The sequence below is a fragment of the Bifidobacterium sp. WK041_4_12 genome, assembly GCF_041080795.1.
Lineage (GTDB): Bacteria > Actinomycetota > Actinomycetes > Actinomycetales > Bifidobacteriaceae > Bombiscardovia > Bombiscardovia aquikefiricola.
In genome coordinates, this window is record NZ_CP129674.1 from 2,078,682 (window position 1) to 2,098,892 (window position 20,211).

Here is a 20,211-nt window from a genome sequence, read left to right on the forward strand (position 1 = left end):
CTTAAGCTTCTTGAACACGCGGAATCCGTGCATGATACACATGAGTGTCGCAGCATTGCACGTTTGATAGTGCGCGTTGATTATTGTGCGGTGAATACTGCGCGGTACATACTGCGCGTTCAATCTCGACTCATATGGTTAGGCAAACGCAGAGGAACCATCTGAGTGCAAGAATTTGATGACGGTTGATTCAATGATGCCTGATTCTATGACGCCTGTTCAGACATGGCGTCTGTTCAGAGCGTCACCTGGTCAGAATGTTATGACGAATCGGTAATCGCGGCCGCTGAGAACGCTGTCGATATACTCGTCCAGATCCGATTTGGTGAAATTCACACCAATGTCGCGAAAACCGCGAGCTGCCTTGGTCTTCAATTCGTAAGCTGGAACCGTGGAAACATTTGCTCGGAAGCTTTTGTCTTCGGCGCTGATGCTTCTTGCCAGCTGCCACTTTTGTGTTTTGTTTGATTGTATTCTCATACCTGTATGCATAGTTATGTCTTTTCTCATCCACTATCTATCGACGCATGCTGAGCGTCGCTACATATTTCTTATTGTTCTTTTTCCAACAAACCTCAGTACCGGTCCCTCCGGCACATCCCTCTGCTATCAACCATGACTATACACTCCATTCTTTCATTATGGGAGAAACGCGATGAAATCCATCTTCAGACAGGATGAACGAGGGATGAACCGTGACATTTTTCACGCTACGAGCGCATAACCGTGTTGGTGCTGGACAGCGCATCTGAGATGTCTAGCATGGTTTGGGTAAGTATTGTCAGCCGATTTGAGAGAGGTGTTACGTTTTATGACCGAGAACACAGCCGAGAACGCATCAGGCAGCGACCAGAAAAAGGTTAATGGAGTCCCGTTGAGCAATGCCCCGGTTCCTTCAAATCCTCAGATTCCTACAGTGAAAAAGGGTTCCAAGAAGGACACTCCCATCGAAACGCCAGCTACCGCCAATCAGGTGAACTACGATGTTCCTCCTGCAGATCAGGATGCAGCAAACCAGAACTGATTGCGACAGGTCTGAAGATAGATCTGAACCAAGCCAACAAGCACTCGCCGATTTCGGCAGGTGCTTTTTTGTTGCCACGTATCAGCAGTGCCGAAAAATGCGTCTGCCCCACGCTTGCGCTCAAGGTTGGAACTCAAGGCCGGAACTCAAGGTCCGGCAGTCGTATTTGCTGCCATATTGCTGAGCGCTGATTTGTGTTGGAGTGCACTCCAAGTCATACCATCAGAACCATGATGGAGAAACATCCTCGATTGATTTCCATTGGTGACATGGCTGCGACAACAGGTTTGACACCAGATACCTTGCGCTATTACGAGCGTGCAGGACTCATGAGGGACACAGTCGCTCGCGATGCGAACCAAAGGCGCCTCTATGATCCTACCGATGTGCGTTGGGTGTCATTCCTTGCAAAACTGCGTTGTTCACGCATGCCAATCGGCATGATCAAACGCTACGTCCAGCTCGCCCGCCAAGGGGATGTAACCGCCCACGAGCGCCTTGCACTCCTGCAGGAACACCGTAGACGGCTGTTGGAGAGCATGAGCAGTCAACAGCATGCGCTTGACGCCATCGACAGAAAAATCAGCCTATATCAGCAGATGGGAGAAAGTTTCATGCTTCACAGTACAAGAATTGGGAACAGCAACATTCACGTCGGCATCATCGGATTGGGGTGCATGGGCATGTCCGCATTCTATACGGGTGCCGGCCAAGACGAAGATGAATCCATTCGCACCATTCGACGGGCTGTCGAGCTGGGTGCCACACTCATCGACACTGCAGAACTCTATGGGCCATACAAGAACGAGGAACTGGTTGGACGAGCCTTGCAGGGCATCCGCGATCAGGCAGTCATCGCCACCAAGTTCGGCACCATATCCCACCTCGATGGGGATGCCAACCGCTACGACGGACGACCTGCGAATATACGTTTGGCCGTGGAAGGCTCGCTGAAACGTCTCAACACCGATCACATCGACCTGTATTACCAGCATCGGCCCGATCCTGACACTCCAATCGAAGAGACGGTCGGCGCACTGGCCGAGCTGATTCAAGAAGGCAAGATACTCGAATATGGACTGTCCGAAGCCAGCGCAGACACGATTCGACGCGCCAATGCCGTGCATCCGGTTGCAGCGGTTGAAACCGAGTACTCGCTGTGGAGCAGGGACGTGGAGGATGAGGTGCTTCCCACACTCCGAGATCTTGGCATCACACTGGTTCCCTATTCGCCGCTGGGGAGAGGCTTCCTCACCGGACATATCAATGACCTGAGCCAGCTTGACCCCAATGACACTCGGCGCTCCAATCCTAGGTTCGCTCAGGGAGCCTTGGACGCCAACATGGCCATCGTGAAACAGGTGAAAAGCATCGCCGCAACGCTCAATGCGACCCCTGCACAGGTTGCGCTCGCATGGATTCTGTCCAAAGGCGAAGAGCACCATGACATCATTCCCATTCCTGGAACCCGTCACAGGAATCGTCTCGAAGAAAATCTTGCTGCCGCCGCCATCCATCTGACCGCCGAACAAGTCAGCAGTCTTGACAATCTGCCGCGCCCCACCGGCAATCGATATCTTGACATGACTCATATGACCGGAATTGACATGGCTCATGCGAACAGCGAATCTGGCCATGCCTCCAAGTAACCCAACCGTGCCGATTTCGGCATCTAAGCGCTCATTGTGAACTTCACGAAGTATAGAACCCATAAATCGATGGAATCCAAGCCATTTCAGCCCCAATTTTGCCCCTTTTGAGGCTTGTATACTTCGTGAAGTTCACAATGAGCGCTGCAGGGTCCTTGATGGGGGTGTTAGAGCGTGGGAGAGTGGGTCAGAGAATGAAAAAGCCCTGCGGCGTTTGTGGCTGCAGGGCTTTCGTATTTGCTGGGGTACCTGGACTCGAACCAAGAACAACTGAACCAGAATCAGCCGTGTTGCCAATTACACCATACCCCAATATGAGCGAATCACTCACAAATGTGGATGATACGCCTACGTACCCCCAACCGGATTTGAACCGGTGTTACCGCCGTGAGAGGGCGATGTCCTAGGCCGCTAGACGATGGGGGCGTATTCCATAATTATTCAATTATCCGCTGACTCTCGCATCGCATGCAGTCGAAACCATCGTAAATCGACAGAATCCTTGCATCCAAGCAAAAAGCACAGCGGATAAAAAATATACCTGCTCAGAGATGATTTTGCAAGCCACGAAGTCTTGCGAGTGTCACATCCTTGCCAATGATCTCCATGGATTCGAAGAGTGGCGGTGACACGCGTCTGCCCGAAACTGCCACGCGTATGGGTCCGAACGCAAGTCTTGGCTTGTATCCGCCCTCTTCCACCAAAGCCTTGGTGAGCAGCTCATGCAGTGAATCGGTCTTCCAATCATCAGACGACACTGATTCCAGAACATCTATCGCCTTGGCAAGTACTTCATCCGCGCTGGCCTTGAGCTGCTTGCGCGCGTCGTCTTCTGGCTCGATATAGCCCGCATTGCTCAGCAGACTTCCAACCATGCCAGAAACCTCGCCCAGCAATCGAACTCGCGTCTGTACGAGCGGAGCTGCAGCCTGCAGAATCTGCTGTTCACGATTCGTCAGCGCATCCCAGGAGTCTGCGGATACCACGTCATCACGATGCAGATATGGTATCGAACGGTTCAAGAAGTCCTGTGGCTCCAGCATGCGAATATGCTCGGCATTGATGGCAATGGCCTTGTCGATGTCGAAGTGTGCAGGGTTTGCCTTCACGTCGCGCACATCGAAATGCTTGACCATCTCGTCCATCGAGAAGACATCCTGCTCGGCACCGATTGACCAGCCAAGCAACGCCAGGTAGTTGAGGAGTCCTTCACGAATGAATCCATGCTCGCGATGCAGGAACAGATTCGATTCGGGATCGCGCTTCGACAGCTTCTTCTTGCCTTGGCCCATGACGTATGGCATATGTCCAAAGAGCGGCATTTCCTTGGCGATACCAAGCTTCATCAGGTATTCATAGAGCACGATCTGGCGTGGCGTGGAACTGAGCAAATCTTCGCCGCGCAGCACAACGTTGATGTTCATCATGGCATCGTCAACAGGGTTCGTGAGCGTATAGAGCGGGTCCCCATTCGGACGCACGATCACATAGTCAGGAACCGAACCGGCCTTGAACTCGATGCGGCCACGAATCAGATCGTTGAAGGCAAGATCTTCCTCTGGCATGCGAATGCGCAATGCCGGCTTGCGACCGGCATCGCGGAAAGCTTGCCGCTGTTCGTCAGTAAGCGTGCGATCATAGCCGTCATAGCCAAACGCCTTGGGACGGCCATTGGCGACGTTCCGTGCTTCGATCTCTTCCGAGCTGGAATAGGATTCATAGGCGTAACCGGCTTTCAGCAGCTTCTGCGCCACATCGGCATAGATATCGCCACGCTCGGATTGCAGATATGGCCCGTTCGGTCCTCCGACATTGACACCTTCATCCCAGTCAATGCCCAGCCATTGCAAGGCTTCAAGAATCTGGTCGAAACTCTCCTGCGTATCGCGTGCAGCATCGGTGTCTTCAATGCGGAACACAAATGTTCCGTGCGTATGACGGGCCTCTGCCCAGTTGAACAGCGCAGTCCGCACCATGCCAACATGCGGTGTGCCCGTTGGGGAGGGGCAGAACCGAACCCTCACATGCTCAGGAAGCGCAACTTTTCCATCGTTTGTATCATCAGTCATGCGTCCCATTGTGCCGCGGCAACGGGACTGCTACGTTTCACTGTCATCAGGTTACGCCATGTTCGCCGATTTTTGAGCGAAATCCGCACGCGCGGTGCAGCGCTACGCCGCGCCACACCGTGTTGCGACGAGCTACGACGCTGCGCCTTCGCCGGCGGCGCGGTCCTTGTTATACATTTCGGGAATGAAGCGGTGTTGATCGTGCAGACGCGGCCAGATGTCGATATGGCCATCTGCAAGCGACTTGGGAACATCGATGACCCGCTGGTTGGCTGATCCTCTGAATTGCAGCAGCAGGTTCTTCTCTGCCTGAATGAAGCGTCCGTCAACCAGAATGTCCAGATGCGACAGCAGTTCGGCCTTGTCTGGGGTCTCCCCTGGGCGTTGCAGCTCTTCCCAGGTGTAACCAGTCCAAGACCAGATGTCCTTGTCATGGCCGAATCGTGCACGAATCTTGCGTGCCAGCGGGTTGAGGATCGGCGTATTCAGGAACGGTTCTCCACCAAGAAAGGTGATGCCCTGAACGTACGGCAACGCGAGGTCAGCCATGATCTGCTGCTCAAGCGCCGCCGTGTATGGCCTTCCAGCATGGAAGTCCCAGATCGATGAATTCCAGCAGCCTTCGCAGTGGAATGGGCAGCCGCTCACATACAGCGAACAGCGGATGCCTTCGCCATCGGTGACCACGAAACGCTTATAGTCAGCGACGATCATCTGGCTCATTTTGCGGCCGTCCCACTGCCCGGCCTTGGGGTTGTTGCTGGTCGCGCATGGCACTCCAGGGCCACGCCTGGTCTCCCCGCGTGCAAAATCGCGGTTCCCGGGCTTCACATGTCGAAAGACTGTCCCTGGCTTATCTGTTACCGATGTTGTGAATGAGTCCATAGCACTCACTCTGCGTCTTCCCACCATTCTTTGGTTGTGCCATCTTGAAGCACAACATGGCCGGTTTCGCCTGCCATATGCTTGGCACGGTGTGCGATTTCTTCGTGACGTCCATGCACCATCGGACGCTGCACAGGATTGCCGAGATAGCCGCACGTACGCTTGGTGACGTTGCACTTGTTGGGGTCATTGTTACCGCATTCAGGGCACTTGAAACCATCTTCCGTAGGCTCGAAGTCGCCTTCGAATCCGCACACGAAGCAATGATCGATTGGCGTATTCGTACCTAGGTAGCCGATGCCGATGCTTGCGGCATAGTTCCATACCGCTTCGAGCGCCTTCGGGTTCTGCTGCAGGGTTGGGAACTCGCAGTAGTTGATGAATCCGCCTGCTGCGTAGTAGGGGAAGTCACGCTCATAATCAAGCTTTTCCATAGGCGTTGGGCTCAGCCATACTGGGTAATGGAAGCTGTTGGTATAGAAGTCGTGGTCAGTCACCCCTTCGACAACGCCGAACTTCTTCTTGTCGAGACGAGCGAAACGGTCGGTAAGGCTTTCGGCAGGTGTCGAATACACCGAATAATGGTAGCGCTCCGACTTCTCCCACTGCTTGCACAGTTGATTCATGCGGCGCACGATGCTCAATGCGAATTCCTTGCCCTTCGGATCCCAGGAATGGTTCTTCATCCAATCCTTGCCATAGAAGACAGCGGCTGCCTCATACAGACCGATGTAGCCAAGTGAAATCGTGCAGCGGCTGTTGCGGAACAGCGTATCGATGTTGTCGCCGGGCTTGAGTCTGCCAAATGCGCCATATTCGAACAGGGTTGGAGCATTGATGGGTGTGGCCTGCTTGCAGCGCATGATGCGGAACTGCAAGGCGTGGTGGGCGGTGCTCATGCGCTCGTCGAAAATCTTCCAGAAACGATCCTTGTCACCGTGAGATTCCAACGCGATTCGTGGAATGTTAACAGTCACGACACCAAGGTTCATGCGGCCATCCTCGACGTCCTTGCCTGTCTTGGGGTCTTTCCATCCTTGAAGGAAGCTGCGGCAGCCCATAGGGGCCTTGAACGATCCGGTGATCTTGACGATGTTCTCGTAGAAGACGACATCGGGATACATGCGCTTGGTGGAGCATTCCAGAGCGAGCTGCTTCAGATCGTAATTCGGATCCTTGCCGTCTTCGTTCACGCCATGCTTGATGGTGTACACCAGCTTCGGGAAGATGGCGGTATGACGCTCCTTGCCAAGACCGCGAATGCGGACCAGGAAGATGGCACGCTGAATCTCACGAGCGAACCATGAAAGTCCCAAACCGAATCCCACGGTGACGAACGGTGTCTGACCGTTACTCACGCGGTTGGAGTTGATCTGGTATTCCATCGTCTGCATCGCATCGTAGATGTTCTTGCGAGTCAGAATTTTTGCATAGATTTCGCGCGCCTGCTCGATATGCGAGGCATCCTTGTCAAAAGGCTCGTCTGCAGGCAGTGGAGCGCGATCCTCGAAATGCAGGCTCTTGGGCTCACGCGCCTTGAGGTTGGCGATAATCGTGTCAGCAACGTCATCGCTCATATTGTCTGGCATGACCATGCACGCCATATCGTGATTCTTGCGATAGTCAAGCTTGGCATAGGGCTCAAGCATTTCATCGCAACGGTTCACGGTCTGGCCACCATACTGGCTGCCTGCGATGTCCTTGATGATCTGCGTGATCTGCGTGGTTGCGGTGCCTATTGACTTAGGCGAATCCATCATCGCGTTTCCGAGTGCGAAGCCGTGGGCAAGCATGTCGCCGAAATCAGGCAACGAGCAGTTCGTCATCGGGGTGAATGGCGAATAATCGGCATCGTGGAAGTGAATGTCACCTTTCAGGTGTGCATTGGAGACCTCTTTCGGAAGCATCTGCAGGGCTGAGGCCTTGCTGACGGCTCCGGCGAGCAAATCGCGCTGGGTTGCATAGACGTTGCTGTCCTTGTTGGCATTCTCGCGAACGAGCGTCTCGTCCCGACTGGTAAGCCTTTTCACGGCCTCATTGACATCGGTGGCTCGCGAGCGCGAAATATCGCGGTCGAGACGGTATGAAGTATAGGAACGCGCTATGTCATAGAGATGCTCATTGACCAGGGCATGCTCCACAAGATTCTGAATGTCTTCAATCTTTGCGGGCTTGGTATATCGGTCGCGGATTTCAGACTCGACCTGAGAGGCGATCTCCTCGATGACCTTATGCTCCTGCGGTCCAACAGTCGCTTCAACATCCTTGAATGCCGAAGAAACGGCATTGACGATGTTCACTGCGTCAAAATCGACAATTCTGCCGTCGCGCTTCTCTACCTGAAGCGTGCTTTCCAGACCTTCTGCGGTAATCCTCTGTCCGGCATCGGCCTGATCATCCAGCAGCTCTGTTTCCATAACCTTCACCCCAAAACTACATCTGTGTGATTTATTTCTTCCAACGCAACATTACCATCGGAATCACTATATAGCTGACTGTTTTGCAAATTCATCACTAGATATAGTGTTCATTGCTACTCGCTGAAGCCCTTGAGCGGAGTGTCGCCATCGCCAACCCCGAATGCGCATAGCTGGACGACAGACACGGCATGAAGACACCGCATGCAGTCACGGGAGTGCCTGGCCCTATACTGTAAGACGTTCGCGCGGTTGGTGGCAGCAGCCGTGCCAGAGAATTGCAGATATCGATGATACCCAGAAGCATTGCCTGGCTGGCAAATGCTAGACATGGCGTGTCACGTATGCATGTGAATCGTCGCGCGGGCTCCTCACCTTCCCTTGCCACCTTTCATATGCGAAAAACGGGCGCTTCAAGGGCGCGGGAAGCAAGGTGTATTGTGTGGGGAATTTCAGCTCGAACATTGCGCAAGGCGCTGGCTATCGCCGTTGCCATACCAACGGCACTTGCCTTGGCATCATGCGGTGCGGCATCAGGCGAATCGTCAGACGACTCCCATGGGAATGCCGACATTTCGTTCATGCTTGATTGGACGCCGAACACCAACCATGTTGGCCTCTATGTTGCACAGCAATTGGGATATTACAACGCCGAGCATGTCAAGGTCGACATTCTTCCGACCGCTCAGGCAGGCGCAGAGACCGCCGTGGAAAATGGCGTCGCTGACATTGGCTTCACGACACTGAGCAACGTGGCGGCATTCAACGCGCAGGGCAGCGCCCTGAAATTCGTGTTCGACCTCACGCAGCAGCCTGTGGCACGCTGGTGCGCTCTGGCATCGAGAACCGACATCAAGACCCCGAAGGATCTGGACGGCAAGACCTTCGTCAGCTTCGGCTCGGCCGAACAGACCGCCGTAGTGCGTCAGATGATCAAATACGCCGGAGGAACCGGCAGCATCCAGACCGCAACGGCAGGAACGAACACCTTCGACACCCTGACCAGCGGCAAAGGAGACTTCGGCGGTTTCTACGCAACATGGGAAAACGTGGAAAGCGAACTGAACGGTCCTGCATTGAACTGCTTCGTGGCATCGGATTGGGGCGTTCCTGGAAACCCAGACCAGCTCGGCTTTGCGGTCAAGCGCAGCTGGCTTGCCAAGCAAGGCAATGCTCAAGCCCTGCAGCGCTTCCTTGATGCCACCATGAAGGGCTACGACTATGCTCTGGCTCACCCCGACAAGGCGGCAGACATGCTGGTCAGCGGTGCAAAAGAGGCAAACTTGGATTCCAAGCTTGCCCACAGGTCAATGGAGGAAATCGCATCCAAGGGATATTGGACCGATTCGACCGGTTCGGCCGACTCAACCAAGCTTCCAGGAACCGTCAACATGACTCAGGCTCAGGATTATCTTGACTTCCAATACAAGGCAGGCACCTACAAAGATGCGAAGGGCAAGGTTGGCAACCATGCTCCACAGGCTTCGGAGCTGGCCACGAACACCTATGCGACAAAGGCCGCAGCAGCCGCCACACGCTGACCTTCAACGGCAATCACAGAAGCAGGATCGGTTATGACACTTCCGACGAATCGTCACGATGCACCGTCTGCCAACCGCAGACAGCGTTGGCAGGCACATACGTGGAGATCCCGCGTTTCGCAGAGTCGAGCGCTCTGGTGGCGGGCAGCCTTGACTGCCACACTCACGACCCTCATATTGCTTGCCCTATGGCAGCTGTGGGTGATGTACGGGTCAATCTCTCCGCGCGTGCTGTCCTCACCGAGCCAAATCGTCGAATCGACGGCAGACTCTTGGACGACACTGCTTCCAGCAAGCCTCATCACCGCATATGAGGGCATTTTTGGCTTCATCATTGCCGTGATCCTTGGCATCGCGTTCGGCATCGCCATGTTCTATTGGCGCAGCGTTCACGATGCGGCATATCCACTGTTGGCAATCGCCCAGACAGTGCCGCTCATTACGATTGCACCACTCTTCATCATCTGGTTCGGATTCGAACCCATAGGCAAGGTGGTCATCACCGCTGCGTTCGCAATCTTCCCCATCACGGTGCAGACATACCGAGGGATGATGGCTGTGCCGCGCTTCTATGAGGATGTGGCGCTCACCTGTGGAGCCACGCCGTGGTGGACCTTATGGCATGTGACGCTTCGCGTTGCAGCGCGCCAGATTTTCAGCGGTCTGCGCATCAGTGCAGCCTATGTGTTCTCCACGGCTGCCACGGCAGAATATCTCGGCGCACGCAACGGACTCGGCATCTGGCTGCAGGCCGCATTCAACTCCTTCCGTACACCGCTGATCTTTTCTGCAACGCTGGTCATCGCAGTCCTCACCGCGATGCTGCTGGGTCTGATCAGTGTTGTCGAACGCCTTGTCATTGGGTCCAGCGACGAATAGAAGTGGTTCGTTTCGGAGTGGTTCATTTCACTACACAACGTTATTTCCGTATCGCCTTGAGCGCCACGAATCTTCCACCAGCGAGGACCTTCAATGCCATCTTGACACAGCTTCCAGCACATACAGAAGCAAGCGCTTGAGGGAATCCGACTCACCGTATTCAACCGCCACGCTGTACTTCGTTGGTGGATGCTGAGAGAATGGTTGAGAAGGGACAGGCTTGGCATACCAAGCACAACTATGAGGGGGAATATGAGCAACCCATATCAGAATCAGAATTCCGATGAGCAATCCTCATCGGAAGAACAGCCAACGGCACCGCAGACAGCGCCGCAGACACCACCCCAGCAGCCAGACGCTCCATCGGGGTCAGAATACGGTGCTGCGCAGACTCCGCAAGGCGGAGATGGATTCCCACAAGAAGAGAATCAACAATACGGGCAGAATCAATACGACGGCCAGCCTCAGTACGGACAGTACGGCGCTCCACAGCAACCACAGTATGGTCAGCCAGCACAAGGGTATCCCGGCGACCCCTATCAGAATGGCAATTATCAGAATCAGAACACCGTGCCAGGCGAGAACAACCAGTGGGCTCCCAATCCGCAATTCCCGCAGACTCCTCCGCAATTCGATGCCCAAGGCAATCGATTCGGATCCGATCCGGCGATTGACCGCCCTTGGTACGGCATCAGCTTCAAGGATGCCGTCATCCGCTTCTTCAAGAAATATGCGACATTCTCTGGCCGAGCATCACGCAGCGAATACTGGTGGGCATACCTCTTCACCACTTTGGTGTCATTCGCAATATCAATGATTTTTGCCGCAATGAACAGCAACATTGGAAATTCCTTGAGCGTGCTGTGGTCATTGGCCGTGTTGATTCCATCCATTGCCATTGCGGTACGAAGACTGCATGATGCAAATCTGAGCGGCTGGTGGTATTTCCTGCCCCTGGCTCTTTCCGTGCTGGGTGCTATTATCCTGCTGGTTTCAGTCATAGGTGGTGTAGTGTCTGCAGGAAACGCATACGGCAACTCAATGAATTCGGCGATGTTTGGACACATCATGGCCAATATCGCACTTCCTTTGATCTTGAGTCTGTTGATTCTCCTCGGCGCAAGCGTCAGTGGAATCGTGCTCATGTGCCTGTCAAGCAAGCCTGAAGGTGCGCGCTTCGATAAGAACCCGATTCCACAGGATGTGCCGTTCATACCGAATCAGCAAAACCCTCAATACCCTCCATACGCTTCGAATATTCCATCGCAGCAGGGTCAATCGTCAGATCAACAGCAGCAGTATCCGCAGAATCCTACGATCTGAACCATATATTCGCCCGTTTCACATCGAAAGTTGAGTTTTGCGGCAATTCCCAAGTAGAAGGCTTAGAAATCGGCATGATTGCGACGCGATTACACGCTTCTAGGCTGTATATACTTGGGAATTGCCGCAAAACTCGATGTGTGGGACCGGCAGCAACGAATTCTTACAGTTCAACCGCCTTCTTGCTCTCATCATCCTTGATGTGAGCAAACTTTGCAGCCAAGGCAGCCTTGTTCTTTCGCTCGTCCTCAGCTTTGGCATCCTTCTTAGCCTGGTGGGGATCCCAGAGAATCCTGTCTCGATGATTATCCCATTCGGCTGCAATCAGCGGAGCAAGATATTGAGCTCCATCCACTGCCTGTTGCCTGGAATCATTCAGCATCTTGATAAATCCGTGCAACTGCTGCTCGCTCACGAACATCTGCGGAAGCCCGAGGCGTTCGTTGAGTCCGTTGAGGAACAGGACGCATGCCAGCACCTTCGCGCCGTATGTGTCATCCGAATCGTCAAGCAGCCCCACCATGTCACAGAAGGAAACCAGAGCACTCGCCAGGCGCTGGGACACCGCTTCACGATCAGCAACGGCTTCCAGAGGCTTGCCATCTGGGGTGAGATATCCACTGATGGTTTCAACGGCTTCTGCGACTTTCTTGATCTCCTCCTCAGACCACTCCACTCCCAGATCACCGACCGACGCCATCACAAGCTGAGTGTCTGCCGTCGTCGAATACTCCGCCATGTTCTCATATGCCTCATTCGCCGCCAGCATGGCATCGACGATTGACTGCGGCCGTCCTGGAATGCTGGTCGCTCCTTCATACACGAATTCAGCATCTGCAATCGTCACGTCTTCTCCCGTGAGCAGACGGGCTATCTCACGAGTCGCACGAACCTGAAGATCTTCGGTGTATTTGGCATCATTATCCATCGCCACGGCTGTCTGTAACGGCCATAGTTCCAACAGTTGTGCGCCTGCTCCTGCAGCATCGCGAATCGGTTCAAGCAGCGCCACTCTTGCTATGTCAGTTTCTTTGATAACGAATGTCATCTTTGCTCCCTTGCCCAACACCATTGTGCTGTTCAAGAGTATCCCCACATGGTCGTGTGAAACAATCATGCCATGCGCGTTACTGCCATCTTTTTTGCAGTGTGTACGGCAACATTCGTGAGTTGGCCATCCTGAAAGCATGTTCACCAATCATTTCCGCACGCATTCAAACCGATGCGGGATGCTCAGCGAATCATTCCAGCGGCAGGACTCACGTACGAGACACCGAGGAGAGCGCAGGTATCGCTGTCGAATGTAAGTGAGGTGATCGATGCCAAATCGGTATTGCGACGTAGCATATTGTGCTCTGGGTGGCCCGTTTCCATCAGATGCCTGAAGGTCCATATCGGTGATTCATGGCTGACGACTATGATCTGCTGGTCGGGATGCTCCTGCACCTTCTCGAAGGTGAAGTCCTTGACTCGAGCCGCAATCTGCTGATATGTCTCTCCCCAACTGGGTCGTCGCATGTTGCGCAGCAGAACGATGTTCCTACGTCGCCAGAGCGCACCTTTGCCGTAGCCGATGCGCGTGCCACGGAACTCATTGCCGGCCTCGATCAGACGCGGATCGAAGTTTATCTGAAAATCCTGCAACCCTAAAGCCTCTCGCACCGGATCGACGGTCGCCTCGATGATTTCAGCAGTTTCACGCGTTCGATCCAAAGGCGAGGAATACAGCGCCGTCGCCGCACGCATCCCTTCATCGTGTGCGATGAACGAAGCCGATGCCTTCACCATCTCTTTGCCCTGGTCAGAGAGATGGAATCCTGGCAGCCTTTCGTAGAGCACATGCCGAGGATTGTAAACCTCACCATGACGGACGAAATTCACGGTTGTGGTTGGCATCGGGGACCTCCAAAGAATAGAACCTATCGTGCGGCTCGTTCACCGCGCATGCAGCATTGCCGAGACTTCAACACGCCCAATGCGAGTGACCAGCGAACATGGTCTAAGCGTACGCGGAACATAGTATCAGACAATGAATCAGGCCTTGAAACCTGATGATACGGGCGGAAAACAATTCATCAAACAACACTTCAGAAAGGGGCTTGTGGCACCATGAGCAACAGCATGAGCGCTACGATACGTGACATCAATCATCGTCTATTTGGTGGTTACGCCGAGCTACTTCGCAAACCTCATACGGCACGGTTTGCCATCGGTTCAGTCATAGCTTCCATGCCTTTCCCAATGGTTGGCATGACCATAACGATTTCGGTTCAGCACTACTACGGCAGCTATTTCCTCGCAGGCATGCTCACCGCGATTCAGGCAATAGCACTTGCGGTTGCGGGCCCGCTGCTGGGAAAGCTTGTCGATAAATTCGGGCAACGCGAAATTGCGATTCCCACCGTCATCGTCTGGGTCGTTGCTGCAATGCTGCTGATAACCGCGATCACGTCTCGGGCTCCCATCTGGATGCTCTATGCAATCACGCCATTTCTGGCTGCGATTCCACCGTGGGGTGCGATGAGCCGTGGCCGTTGGACATACATACTGAAAGGTGATCGAGAACAAACCGATAGGGCACTGTCCCTTTCAGGCGTGTTCGATGAATGCATGTGGGTCATCGGCAACCCGCTGGCATCCATTTTGGCCGTTATTTCAGGCATTCTGGCATTCTCGTTCACCGGTCTGTGCGTGATCATTGGTGCAATCATGATTCTGTCAGAGATAAGTACCGAACCACCTTCGCAGACGCAGCATGCGCGGCAAAATGGAATCACGCGCAAACAGTATCGCGATCAGGAAGCGACGAAGGCGGCATTGCTGCAGGGCGGCAAAAAGCAGAAATCCATCTGGGGTCCAGGCTTGATTGCCATATGCGTCACCTGGTTTGGCCTTGGGGCTTTCCAGAGTGCCGCAGCCATTTCCATCATCGCGTTTACTCGTGAACACAACGCCGAGCAGATGACCGGCTTCGTCTTCGCATGCTTCTCGGTGAGCTCGCTGCTGGGAGCGATCGTCTATGGCGCCAAGAACTGGCTGATTCCCCTGTGGAAGCGTTTCTATGTGTGCCTGATTGTGGTTAATCTTGGCATTGGCTGCTTCCTGTTCGCACAGCACATATGGGTAATCATGATTATCTATCTGCTCATCGGCGTATGTCAGGCTCCTACGTGGATCAACGGGAATCAGCTGATCCTGCACTTGGTCTCCCCCGCACGCTTCACTGAAGGCGTTGCCTGGATGGGTGCCATGAACGCGATCGGCGCTTCCGTCGGTTCTGCAATAGCCGGTCAGTTCATTGACATGAGCGGCTCGCATGGAGGCTTCATCGTCGTCACTGTTTTGGCTCTCACGTCACTGCTGCTTGCCTTCACTGGCTTCAAGCAGATCAAGGAAGGTACGGAGAAGCCCGTGCTGACGCAGATCGCCATCTGAGAGTTTTCACTGATTCTGTCCAATGTATTACCAGATTTCATTCCTAGAATCGGTCGTGGACTTAGGCATGGAAACTGTGTCGATATACGCATTGCTATGAGAAAAATGAAATTCTATGTTTGAATGGAAAACCGTGAAACACCTGATTGCTCAAATAACGAAATTTGGAATTGTTGGCGTGATTGCTGCCGTCATTGACTTTGGCATATTGAATGCACTGGTCAAGTTCGCGCATATGAACAATGTCGCGGCAGGAACGATTTCCTTCCTCATAGCTCTCGCATTCAATTACATACTGAGCATGAAAGTGGTGTTCACCCACCGCGACGACATGGCAAAGTGGATGGAAGTGTTCATATTCGCAGTTTCAGCGGCCTTGGGACTCGTTATGAATGACGTGATCATCTGGCTAGCCACCGTCGATATGCCTACCGATGCCGTGTATACGATGCACTCGAAGTATGTGCTCTATACCAATATTGGGAAAGTGGTGGCAACGGTTGTGGTCGCCATATGGAACTTCATCATTCGAAAAGTATTTTTGGATGCGCCGAATTCTGAAGCATCGGCATCTCGGCAGGAACGCAGCCTTTCCCACCGCATTGGCATGTGGTCGCTGAATCACAATCCCTTTGGCTCTCGCTCCTGAGTCAGGCTTGAACTTTTCGGACAAACGCTGCTACAGGTGCCGTCGTTTCGATGGTTGTGACTTGCCCCCAGTAAGTTAGTCCTTAGCAGATCAACCATTCAGGAATCGAGGACATTATGCCAGTTATCCATACACATGTCAGCTCTTCATTAACCCAGGAACAGCGAGAGCATCTGAAGGCCGCGTATGGTGCGGCAATCACTGCCGTACCAGGCAAGTCAGAAGGCTGGCTCATGTGCCCCTTCGAAGACAACATGCCCATCTACTTTGCTGGCGACGATTCAAAACCGGCCGCCTATGTCGAAGTGAACGTCTTTGGCGCATCCGTGCCAAAGACTTCATGGGAGAGTCTCACGAAGGCAATCATGAAGGCACTCAATAGCGAGGCCGGAATCCCCGAAGACCGCACCTACATTCGCTATACCGCCACCACCGATTGGGGTTGGAACGGTTCCAATTTCTGATGCCGATTGACCTGTATATAGGCATTGCCATCAACATTGCCATCGGCATCTCGAGTTTTGCGGCAATTGTGCACTATACAGTCGTTAAAGCGGCATGATTCCGTTCCAAAATAAGCAATATTTTGCAATGCTACTGGAGAATTGCCGCAAAACTCGCATGGTGAATAACAGAAGCGCCCATCCCGATGCATAATCCCCGGGATGGGCGCTTCTCTATGCTGCAATCAAGCAGATATTTCAGTCAGCGACAACCTTGACGGTGAAGTTGGCGGAAATCTCTGGATGAAGCGCAACCTTGGCTGCGAATTCACCTGTGGTCTTGATCGGATCAATCTGAATGGCCTTGGCGCTGACGGCTGCCTTGCTTGCGAGAGCCTCAACAATGCGGTCATTGCTGATGCCGCCGAAAAGCTTGCCAGATTCGGAAACCTTGGCGCTGATTTCAACGGTGGTTCCTTCAATGGCATTCTTTGCTGCAACGGCGTCTTCACGAGTGGCAAGAGCCTTCGCGCGACGAGCACGCTGCATGGATTCGATCTGTGCGGCTGCACCCTTGCTCCACAGGAAAGCCTGTCCCTGAGGAATCAGATAGTTGCGAGCAAAGCCAGACTTTACTGCTACGACATCACCTGAGTGACCAAGATTGGTAACGGTTGTGGTGAGAATAACTTTGGTTTCTTTACCCATGATTGACTCTCCCCTCAGCGACCGGTCGTTGCATATGGCAACAGAGCCATTTCGCGGGCATTCTTGATTGCCTTGGAAAGCTCGCGCTGCTCCTGAACGGACACGCCCGTGATGCGACGTGAACGAATCTTGCCACGATCAGAGATGAACTTGCGAAGCAAGGCAACATCCTTGTAATCGATGGTGGTGATTTTTGCTGCCTTCAGTGGATTTGGCTTCTTCTTGAAGGGCTTGACCGGTGGTTGCGGCCTTTTGCGTGACATATTCTTACTCCTCTGAATCGAAATCTCATTATTCCGTACGTCTATATTCGTACGTCTATATTCGTAAGTCTTTTCGTAAACGCTTGTCTTGAATTCGCGTGCTTCTTCTAGAACTCAGGCTCGTCTCCGGAACCTCCACCGAAATCATCCGATGAACCGAAGGAGCCGTAGGAATTCCCAGATCCCTCACCAGCGCTCCAAGGATCGACACCCTGTTGCGTTGGAGCTGCACTTGCACCGCCCTGGTAACCGGCTCCCCCGTGATAGCCGCCATTATTGCTGGCATTGCCACCGTTGTTGGAGTTGTTGTTACCGGCAAAACCGCCACGCCCGCCATCATTCGCGGTGCCTGCGTTCTTGCTGACCTGAGCAGTGTTACGTGTAAGACCTGGACCGATTTCATCGACTCTGAGCTCGACAACCGTGCGATTGTTGCCCTCACGGTCTTGATACGAACGTTGGATCAGTCTGCCTTGGGCAATGACGCGCATGCCCTTTGCCAGACTTGCCTGAATGTTCGATGCCATCGGATTGTAATTGGAATCCCATGCTGAGCAGCGCATGAAGAGGGCATCGCCATCTTCCCACTGCTGAGTATTGCGGTTGTATTGGCGCGGTGTGGATGCGATGGTGAAGTTAGCCACCGTACCGCCGTTCGCAGTCGTGCGTATTTCCGGATCCGCAGTGAGGTTACCCACTACGGTGATAACGGTATCTCCTGCTGCCATAAGAAAGCCTTTCCAATTTCACGAAGAGCGTTCTCGAATCATGCAAAGCTTGCGAAACGAGAAACTTCGTAACGAATAGAAGCATGAACTTCAACATGCATTGAAGCTCAAGAGACGTGGCGGTTTACTCGGCGTCCTTGCGAAGAATCTTCGTACGGATGACTGACTCGTTCAAGTTCAACACACGGTCGAGCTCTTTGCTGGTCGCTGGATCGGCAGTGTAATTGACGACGGCGTAATTGCCTTCGTTCTTACCTTCGATTTCGTAAGCAAGCTTGCGACGACCCCAGAAATCGGTTTTATCGACTGAGCCGCCTTCCTTGGTGACAAGCTCAAGATACTGGTCAGTTAACTTCTTCAGACCACGCTCGTCAAGCTCAGGATCGGCAATGAACATCAATTCATATTTGTGCGCAGACATCACCCACCTCCTTCGGACTTATCGGCCGTGGACTTTCCACGGCAGGAGGGTGCATAGTGCGTTCACTTTGGTGAACCCATACAAAAACAACATTATACACACAACTTCGGCGTGTGAACCAGTATGGTCGTGAAAACGGAGTATAAACACTTATGGGGGGGTGCTCAATGCCAGCCGGTCGAAGCTTATTGACGCGCTTAATCCATTCGCATCGAGGCTTGTCGGGGCGGGACTTTGCACGCGAGCAGTAGTTGTGCAACCGTCGTGATCGTTGCACATGTCATCAGCATCATCACGGTCGAACTTGAGAATTACATTTGAGGGATTACATGCATATTGCTGCTTTACAACACCAACGAACTCGTATGAGACTGTCCAAACGCGCACCCTCACACGCTCGAGTCACCGAAACCGCCGCACATATGAGTCCGCAATCCTTGCTGTGTGTATTCAGACGCATCACGCACGCGTCCTGGTTCACACCACTGCTTGTATTCATCATCATCTCCCTATTGCAAGGAACGGCATATTTGCAAAGCTATGGTCCGTTCACCCTGTCCGATCCCAAGATGCATATCCCGGCAACATATGCACTGGCAACCGGACAATCCTTCAACGAGACGGAGAATGTCACCACCGGGTATTGGCATGGGCGTCAGCAGCTTGTTCACGGAGACGAGCGTGTTCTCAACTTCGACAACTACAAAAGTGTCATCGCAGAAAACATCGGATTCACTTCTCTTGCGCCTGATGATGCCCGCGGCAAGCAGATTCACGCGTTAAACGCGGTCAGACCGCACGATGTCACGGTGAGTACACGAAGCAATCAATATCTTTTCTTTATGTACATCCCTCAGGCAGTCGGCTTGAAAGTCGGGATGATGATGCGTCTGCACATGTCAACAGCATTCCTCGTGGCTCGGATAACGAACCTTCTTGCCTTCGTGTTCCTCATCGGACTTGCGATCATCGTAACCCCGTTCGGCAGAGGGGCGCTTGCAACGATTGGCATGTTTCCCATCATTGTATTCATCTCCACAACACTGATGACGGATGGAACTGTCGTTGGGTTCAGCGCCCTGTTCGTGGCATTGACGCTGCGAGCGTTCGTCAGGACGAAACCGCTGCACAACTATCAGGTGGCCTGTCTCATTGCCATTGCCGTGGTGCTTGGGCTGTTAAAATACGCGTATGCCCCGATGATTCTGCTGCCGCTGTTGGTATACGGCATGAGCGTAAGTCAAAAGCTCACCTATATTGGCGTGAGCGCTGTCGTGATCAGCGCGGTGGCCGCTTGGTGGCAGCGTTGCTATGCATACACTCCCAACCCTGACATGTACGAGAAATTCAAACCGCAGATCATTCATCAACCGTTGCGCACACTGGTGCTGCTGCTGATAAACGACGTTGTGACGACATTCAATTCAATCAAGGGCGATACCACCACAATGCTATCCCTGCTGATCCTGGTATTCGTAATGATATTCACACTCAGAATATCGAATGGTCTCACTCGTACACCCTTCCTGCGCGTATACCTTCTCTGTGGCGTAATTGTCTTTGCCGCACTGACGCTTGTTTATCTATCGCTGTTCCTTACATGGAACTTTCAGAACGCGCCTATAGGGACGTGGAACCTGAACGGTGTGCTACCTCGATACTTCTATCCACTTATGCCACTGATACTCTGTCTCTACCTTGAAACTACACGCATTCCCCAGAGAGGAATGCCCATAACAATTGCCGACTAGATCGTTCTGATTCGAGCAGACGGACC

General features: G+C 53.2%; 19 protein-coding genes and 2 tRNA genes. 9 read left to right on the forward strand and 12 right to left on the reverse strand.

The window, feature by feature from the left end:
• Positions 1–252 precede the first annotated feature (252 nt).
• Positions 253–480 carry a hypothetical protein gene (locus QN215_RS08775; RefSeq protein WP_369343930.1) on the reverse strand — a complete coding sequence of 76 codons (228 nt, stop codon included), beginning with the start codon at positions 478–480 and terminating at the stop codon, positions 253–255.
• A gap of 331 nt (positions 481–811) precedes the next feature.
• Between QN215_RS08775 and QN215_RS08780 the strand changes: the two genes are divergently transcribed.
• Both QN215_RS08780 and QN215_RS08785 read left to right on the forward strand, forming a co-directional pair.
• Positions 812–1,024 (forward strand): hypothetical protein, encoded by a 213-nt coding sequence (locus QN215_RS08780; RefSeq protein WP_369343931.1) that lies wholly within the window; start codon positions 812–814, stop codon positions 1,022–1,024.
• 230 nt (positions 1,025–1,254) lie between these two features.
• On the forward strand, positions 1,255–2,673 hold the full coding sequence (locus QN215_RS08785; RefSeq protein ID WP_369343932.1) for an aldo/keto reductase: 1,419 nt from the start codon (positions 1,255–1,257) through the stop codon (positions 2,671–2,673).
• A gap of 240 nt (positions 2,674–2,913) precedes the next feature.
• Here the strand turns inward: QN215_RS08785 and QN215_RS08790 are convergent.
• The 5 genes from QN215_RS08790 to nrdD form a co-directional block, all read right to left on the reverse strand.
• A tRNA-Gln gene (locus tag QN215_RS08790) sits at positions 2,914–2,985 on the reverse strand.
• Positions 2,986–3,026: 41 nt separating this feature from the next.
• A tRNA-Glu gene (locus QN215_RS08795) sits at positions 3,027–3,099 on the reverse strand.
• A 119-nt stretch (positions 3,100–3,218) separates the two neighbouring features.
• A complete protein-coding gene (gene gltX, locus QN215_RS08800) occupies positions 3,219–4,751 on the reverse strand; it encodes a glutamate--tRNA ligase (protein ID WP_404978493.1) in 1,533 nt (510 codons plus the stop codon).
• 123 nt (positions 4,752–4,874) lie between these two features.
• Positions 4,875–5,573, reverse strand: a complete 699-nt coding sequence (gene nrdG, locus QN215_RS08805) for an anaerobic ribonucleoside-triphosphate reductase activating protein (protein ID WP_369343934.1) — start codon at positions 5,571–5,573, stop codon at positions 4,875–4,877.
• Positions 5,574–5,632: 59 nt separating this feature from the next.
• On the reverse strand, positions 5,633–8,044 hold the full coding sequence (nrdD, locus tag QN215_RS08810) for an anaerobic ribonucleoside-triphosphate reductase (RefSeq protein ID WP_369343935.1): 2,412 nt from the start codon (positions 8,042–8,044) through the stop codon (positions 5,633–5,635).
• A 464-nt stretch (positions 8,045–8,508) separates the two neighbouring features.
• Here nrdD and QN215_RS08815 point away from each other — a divergent pair, with 464 nt between their 5' ends.
• From QN215_RS08815 to QN215_RS08825, 3 genes are all read left to right on the forward strand, one after another.
• Positions 8,509–9,585, forward strand: a complete 1,077-nt coding sequence (locus tag QN215_RS08815; protein WP_404978532.1) for an ABC transporter substrate-binding protein — start codon at positions 8,509–8,511, stop codon at positions 9,583–9,585.
• Positions 9,586–9,789: 204 nt separating this feature from the next.
• Positions 9,790–10,464 (forward strand): ABC transporter permease, encoded by a 675-nt coding sequence (locus QN215_RS08820; protein ID WP_369345128.1) that lies wholly within the window; start codon positions 9,790–9,792, stop codon positions 10,462–10,464.
• 252 nt (positions 10,465–10,716) lie between these two features.
• Entirely contained in the window at positions 10,717–11,787 is a 1,071-nt protein-coding gene (locus tag QN215_RS08825; protein WP_369343936.1) for a DUF805 domain-containing protein, read from the forward strand.
• A 163-nt stretch (positions 11,788–11,950) separates the two neighbouring features.
• Here QN215_RS08825 and QN215_RS08830 read toward each other — a convergent pair whose 3' ends face one another.
• Positions 11,951–12,871: a hypothetical protein gene (locus QN215_RS08830; protein WP_369343937.1), complete on the reverse strand. Its 921-nt coding sequence runs from the start codon at positions 12,869–12,871 to the stop codon at positions 11,951–11,953.
• A gap of 149 nt (positions 12,872–13,020) precedes the next feature.
• Complete coding sequence (locus QN215_RS08835; protein WP_369343938.1) at positions 13,021–13,683, reverse strand: histidine phosphatase family protein; 663 nt, start codon at positions 13,681–13,683, stop codon at positions 13,021–13,023.
• 213 nt (positions 13,684–13,896) lie between these two features.
• Between QN215_RS08835 and QN215_RS08840 the strand changes: the two genes are divergently transcribed.
• From QN215_RS08840 to QN215_RS08850, 3 genes are all read left to right on the forward strand, one after another.
• Entirely contained in the window at positions 13,897–15,222 is a 1,326-nt protein-coding gene (locus QN215_RS08840; RefSeq protein WP_369343939.1) for an MFS transporter, read from the forward strand.
• A 133-nt stretch (positions 15,223–15,355) separates the two neighbouring features.
• Positions 15,356–15,871, forward strand: coding sequence for a GtrA family protein (locus QN215_RS08845; RefSeq protein ID WP_369345129.1), 516 nt, complete (start codon positions 15,356–15,358; stop codon positions 15,869–15,871).
• A gap of 116 nt (positions 15,872–15,987) precedes the next feature.
• Positions 15,988–16,335: a hypothetical protein gene (locus QN215_RS08850; RefSeq protein WP_369343940.1), complete on the forward strand. Its 348-nt coding sequence runs from the start codon at positions 15,988–15,990 to the stop codon at positions 16,333–16,335.
• Between the two features lie 237 nt (positions 16,336–16,572).
• Here the strand turns inward: QN215_RS08850 and rplI are convergent, their stop codons facing one another.
• The 4 genes from rplI to rpsF form a co-directional block, all read right to left on the reverse strand.
• Positions 16,573–17,022: a 50S ribosomal protein L9 gene (gene rplI, locus QN215_RS08855; protein ID WP_369343941.1), complete on the reverse strand. Its 450-nt coding sequence runs from the start codon at positions 17,020–17,022 to the stop codon at positions 16,573–16,575.
• 14 nt (positions 17,023–17,036) lie between these two features.
• Positions 17,037–17,285 (reverse strand): 30S ribosomal protein S18, encoded by a 249-nt coding sequence (gene rpsR, locus QN215_RS08860; RefSeq protein WP_094692422.1) that lies wholly within the window; start codon positions 17,283–17,285, stop codon positions 17,037–17,039.
• Between the two features lie 107 nt (positions 17,286–17,392).
• The gene (locus QN215_RS08865; protein WP_369343942.1) at positions 17,393–18,013 is read right to left on the reverse strand and encodes a single-stranded DNA-binding protein; all 621 of its coding nucleotides are present in this window, start codon (positions 18,011–18,013) and stop codon (positions 17,393–17,395) included.
• 124 nt (positions 18,014–18,137) lie between these two features.
• The gene (gene rpsF, locus QN215_RS08870; RefSeq protein WP_369343943.1) at positions 18,138–18,434 is read right to left on the reverse strand and encodes a 30S ribosomal protein S6; all 297 of its coding nucleotides are present in this window, start codon (positions 18,432–18,434) and stop codon (positions 18,138–18,140) included.
• A gap of 365 nt (positions 18,435–18,799) precedes the next feature.
• Here rpsF and QN215_RS08875 point away from each other — a divergent pair, with 365 nt between their 5' ends.
• Entirely contained in the window at positions 18,800–20,185 is a 1,386-nt protein-coding gene (locus QN215_RS08875; protein ID WP_369343944.1) for a DUF2142 domain-containing protein, read from the forward strand.
• Positions 20,186–20,211 lie beyond the last annotated feature (26 nt).

Coding starts and splice junctions, on each gene's coding strand:
- QN215_RS08785 (WP_369343932.1), top strand. CDS start 1,255: ATGATGGAGAAACATCCTCGATTGATTTCCATTGGTGACATGGCTGCG.
- rpsR (WP_094692422.1), bottom strand. CDS start 17,285: ATGTCACGCAAAAGGCCGCAACCACCGGTCAAGCCCTTCAAGAAGAAG.
- QN215_RS08850 (WP_369343940.1), top strand. CDS start 15,988: ATGCCAGTTATCCATACACATGTCAGCTCTTCATTAACCCAGGAACAG.
- QN215_RS08780 (WP_369343931.1), top strand. CDS start 812: ATGACCGAGAACACAGCCGAGAACGCATCAGGCAGCGACCAGAAAAAG.
- QN215_RS08820 (WP_369345128.1), top strand. CDS start 9,790: ATGTACGGGTCAATCTCTCCGCGCGTGCTGTCCTCACCGAGCCAAATC.
- QN215_RS08835 (WP_369343938.1), bottom strand. CDS start 13,683: ATGCCAACCACAACCGTGAATTTCGTCCGTCATGGTGAGGTTTACAAT.
- rpsF (WP_369343943.1), bottom strand. CDS start 18,434: ATGTCTGCGCACAAATATGAATTGATGTTCATTGCCGATCCTGAGCTT.
- QN215_RS08825 (WP_369343936.1), top strand. CDS start 10,717: ATGAGCAACCCATATCAGAATCAGAATTCCGATGAGCAATCCTCATCG.
- QN215_RS08865 (WP_369343942.1), bottom strand. CDS start 18,013: ATGGCAGCAGGAGATACCGTTATCACCGTAGTGGGTAACCTCACTGCG.
- gltX (WP_404978493.1), bottom strand. CDS start 4,751: ATGGGACGCATGACTGATGATACAAACGATGGAAAAGTTGCGCTTCCT.
- nrdD (WP_369343935.1), bottom strand. CDS start 8,044: ATGGAAACAGAGCTGCTGGATGATCAGGCCGATGCCGGACAGAGGATT.
- QN215_RS08840 (WP_369343939.1), top strand. CDS start 13,897: ATGAGCAACAGCATGAGCGCTACGATACGTGACATCAATCATCGTCTA.
- QN215_RS08875 (WP_369343944.1), top strand. CDS start 18,800: ATGAGACTGTCCAAACGCGCACCCTCACACGCTCGAGTCACCGAAACC.
- rplI (WP_369343941.1), bottom strand. CDS start 17,022: ATGGGTAAAGAAACCAAAGTTATTCTCACCACAACCGTTACCAATCTT.
- QN215_RS08775 (WP_369343930.1), bottom strand. CDS start 480: ATGAGAATACAATCAAACAAAACACAAAAGTGGCAGCTGGCAAGAAGC.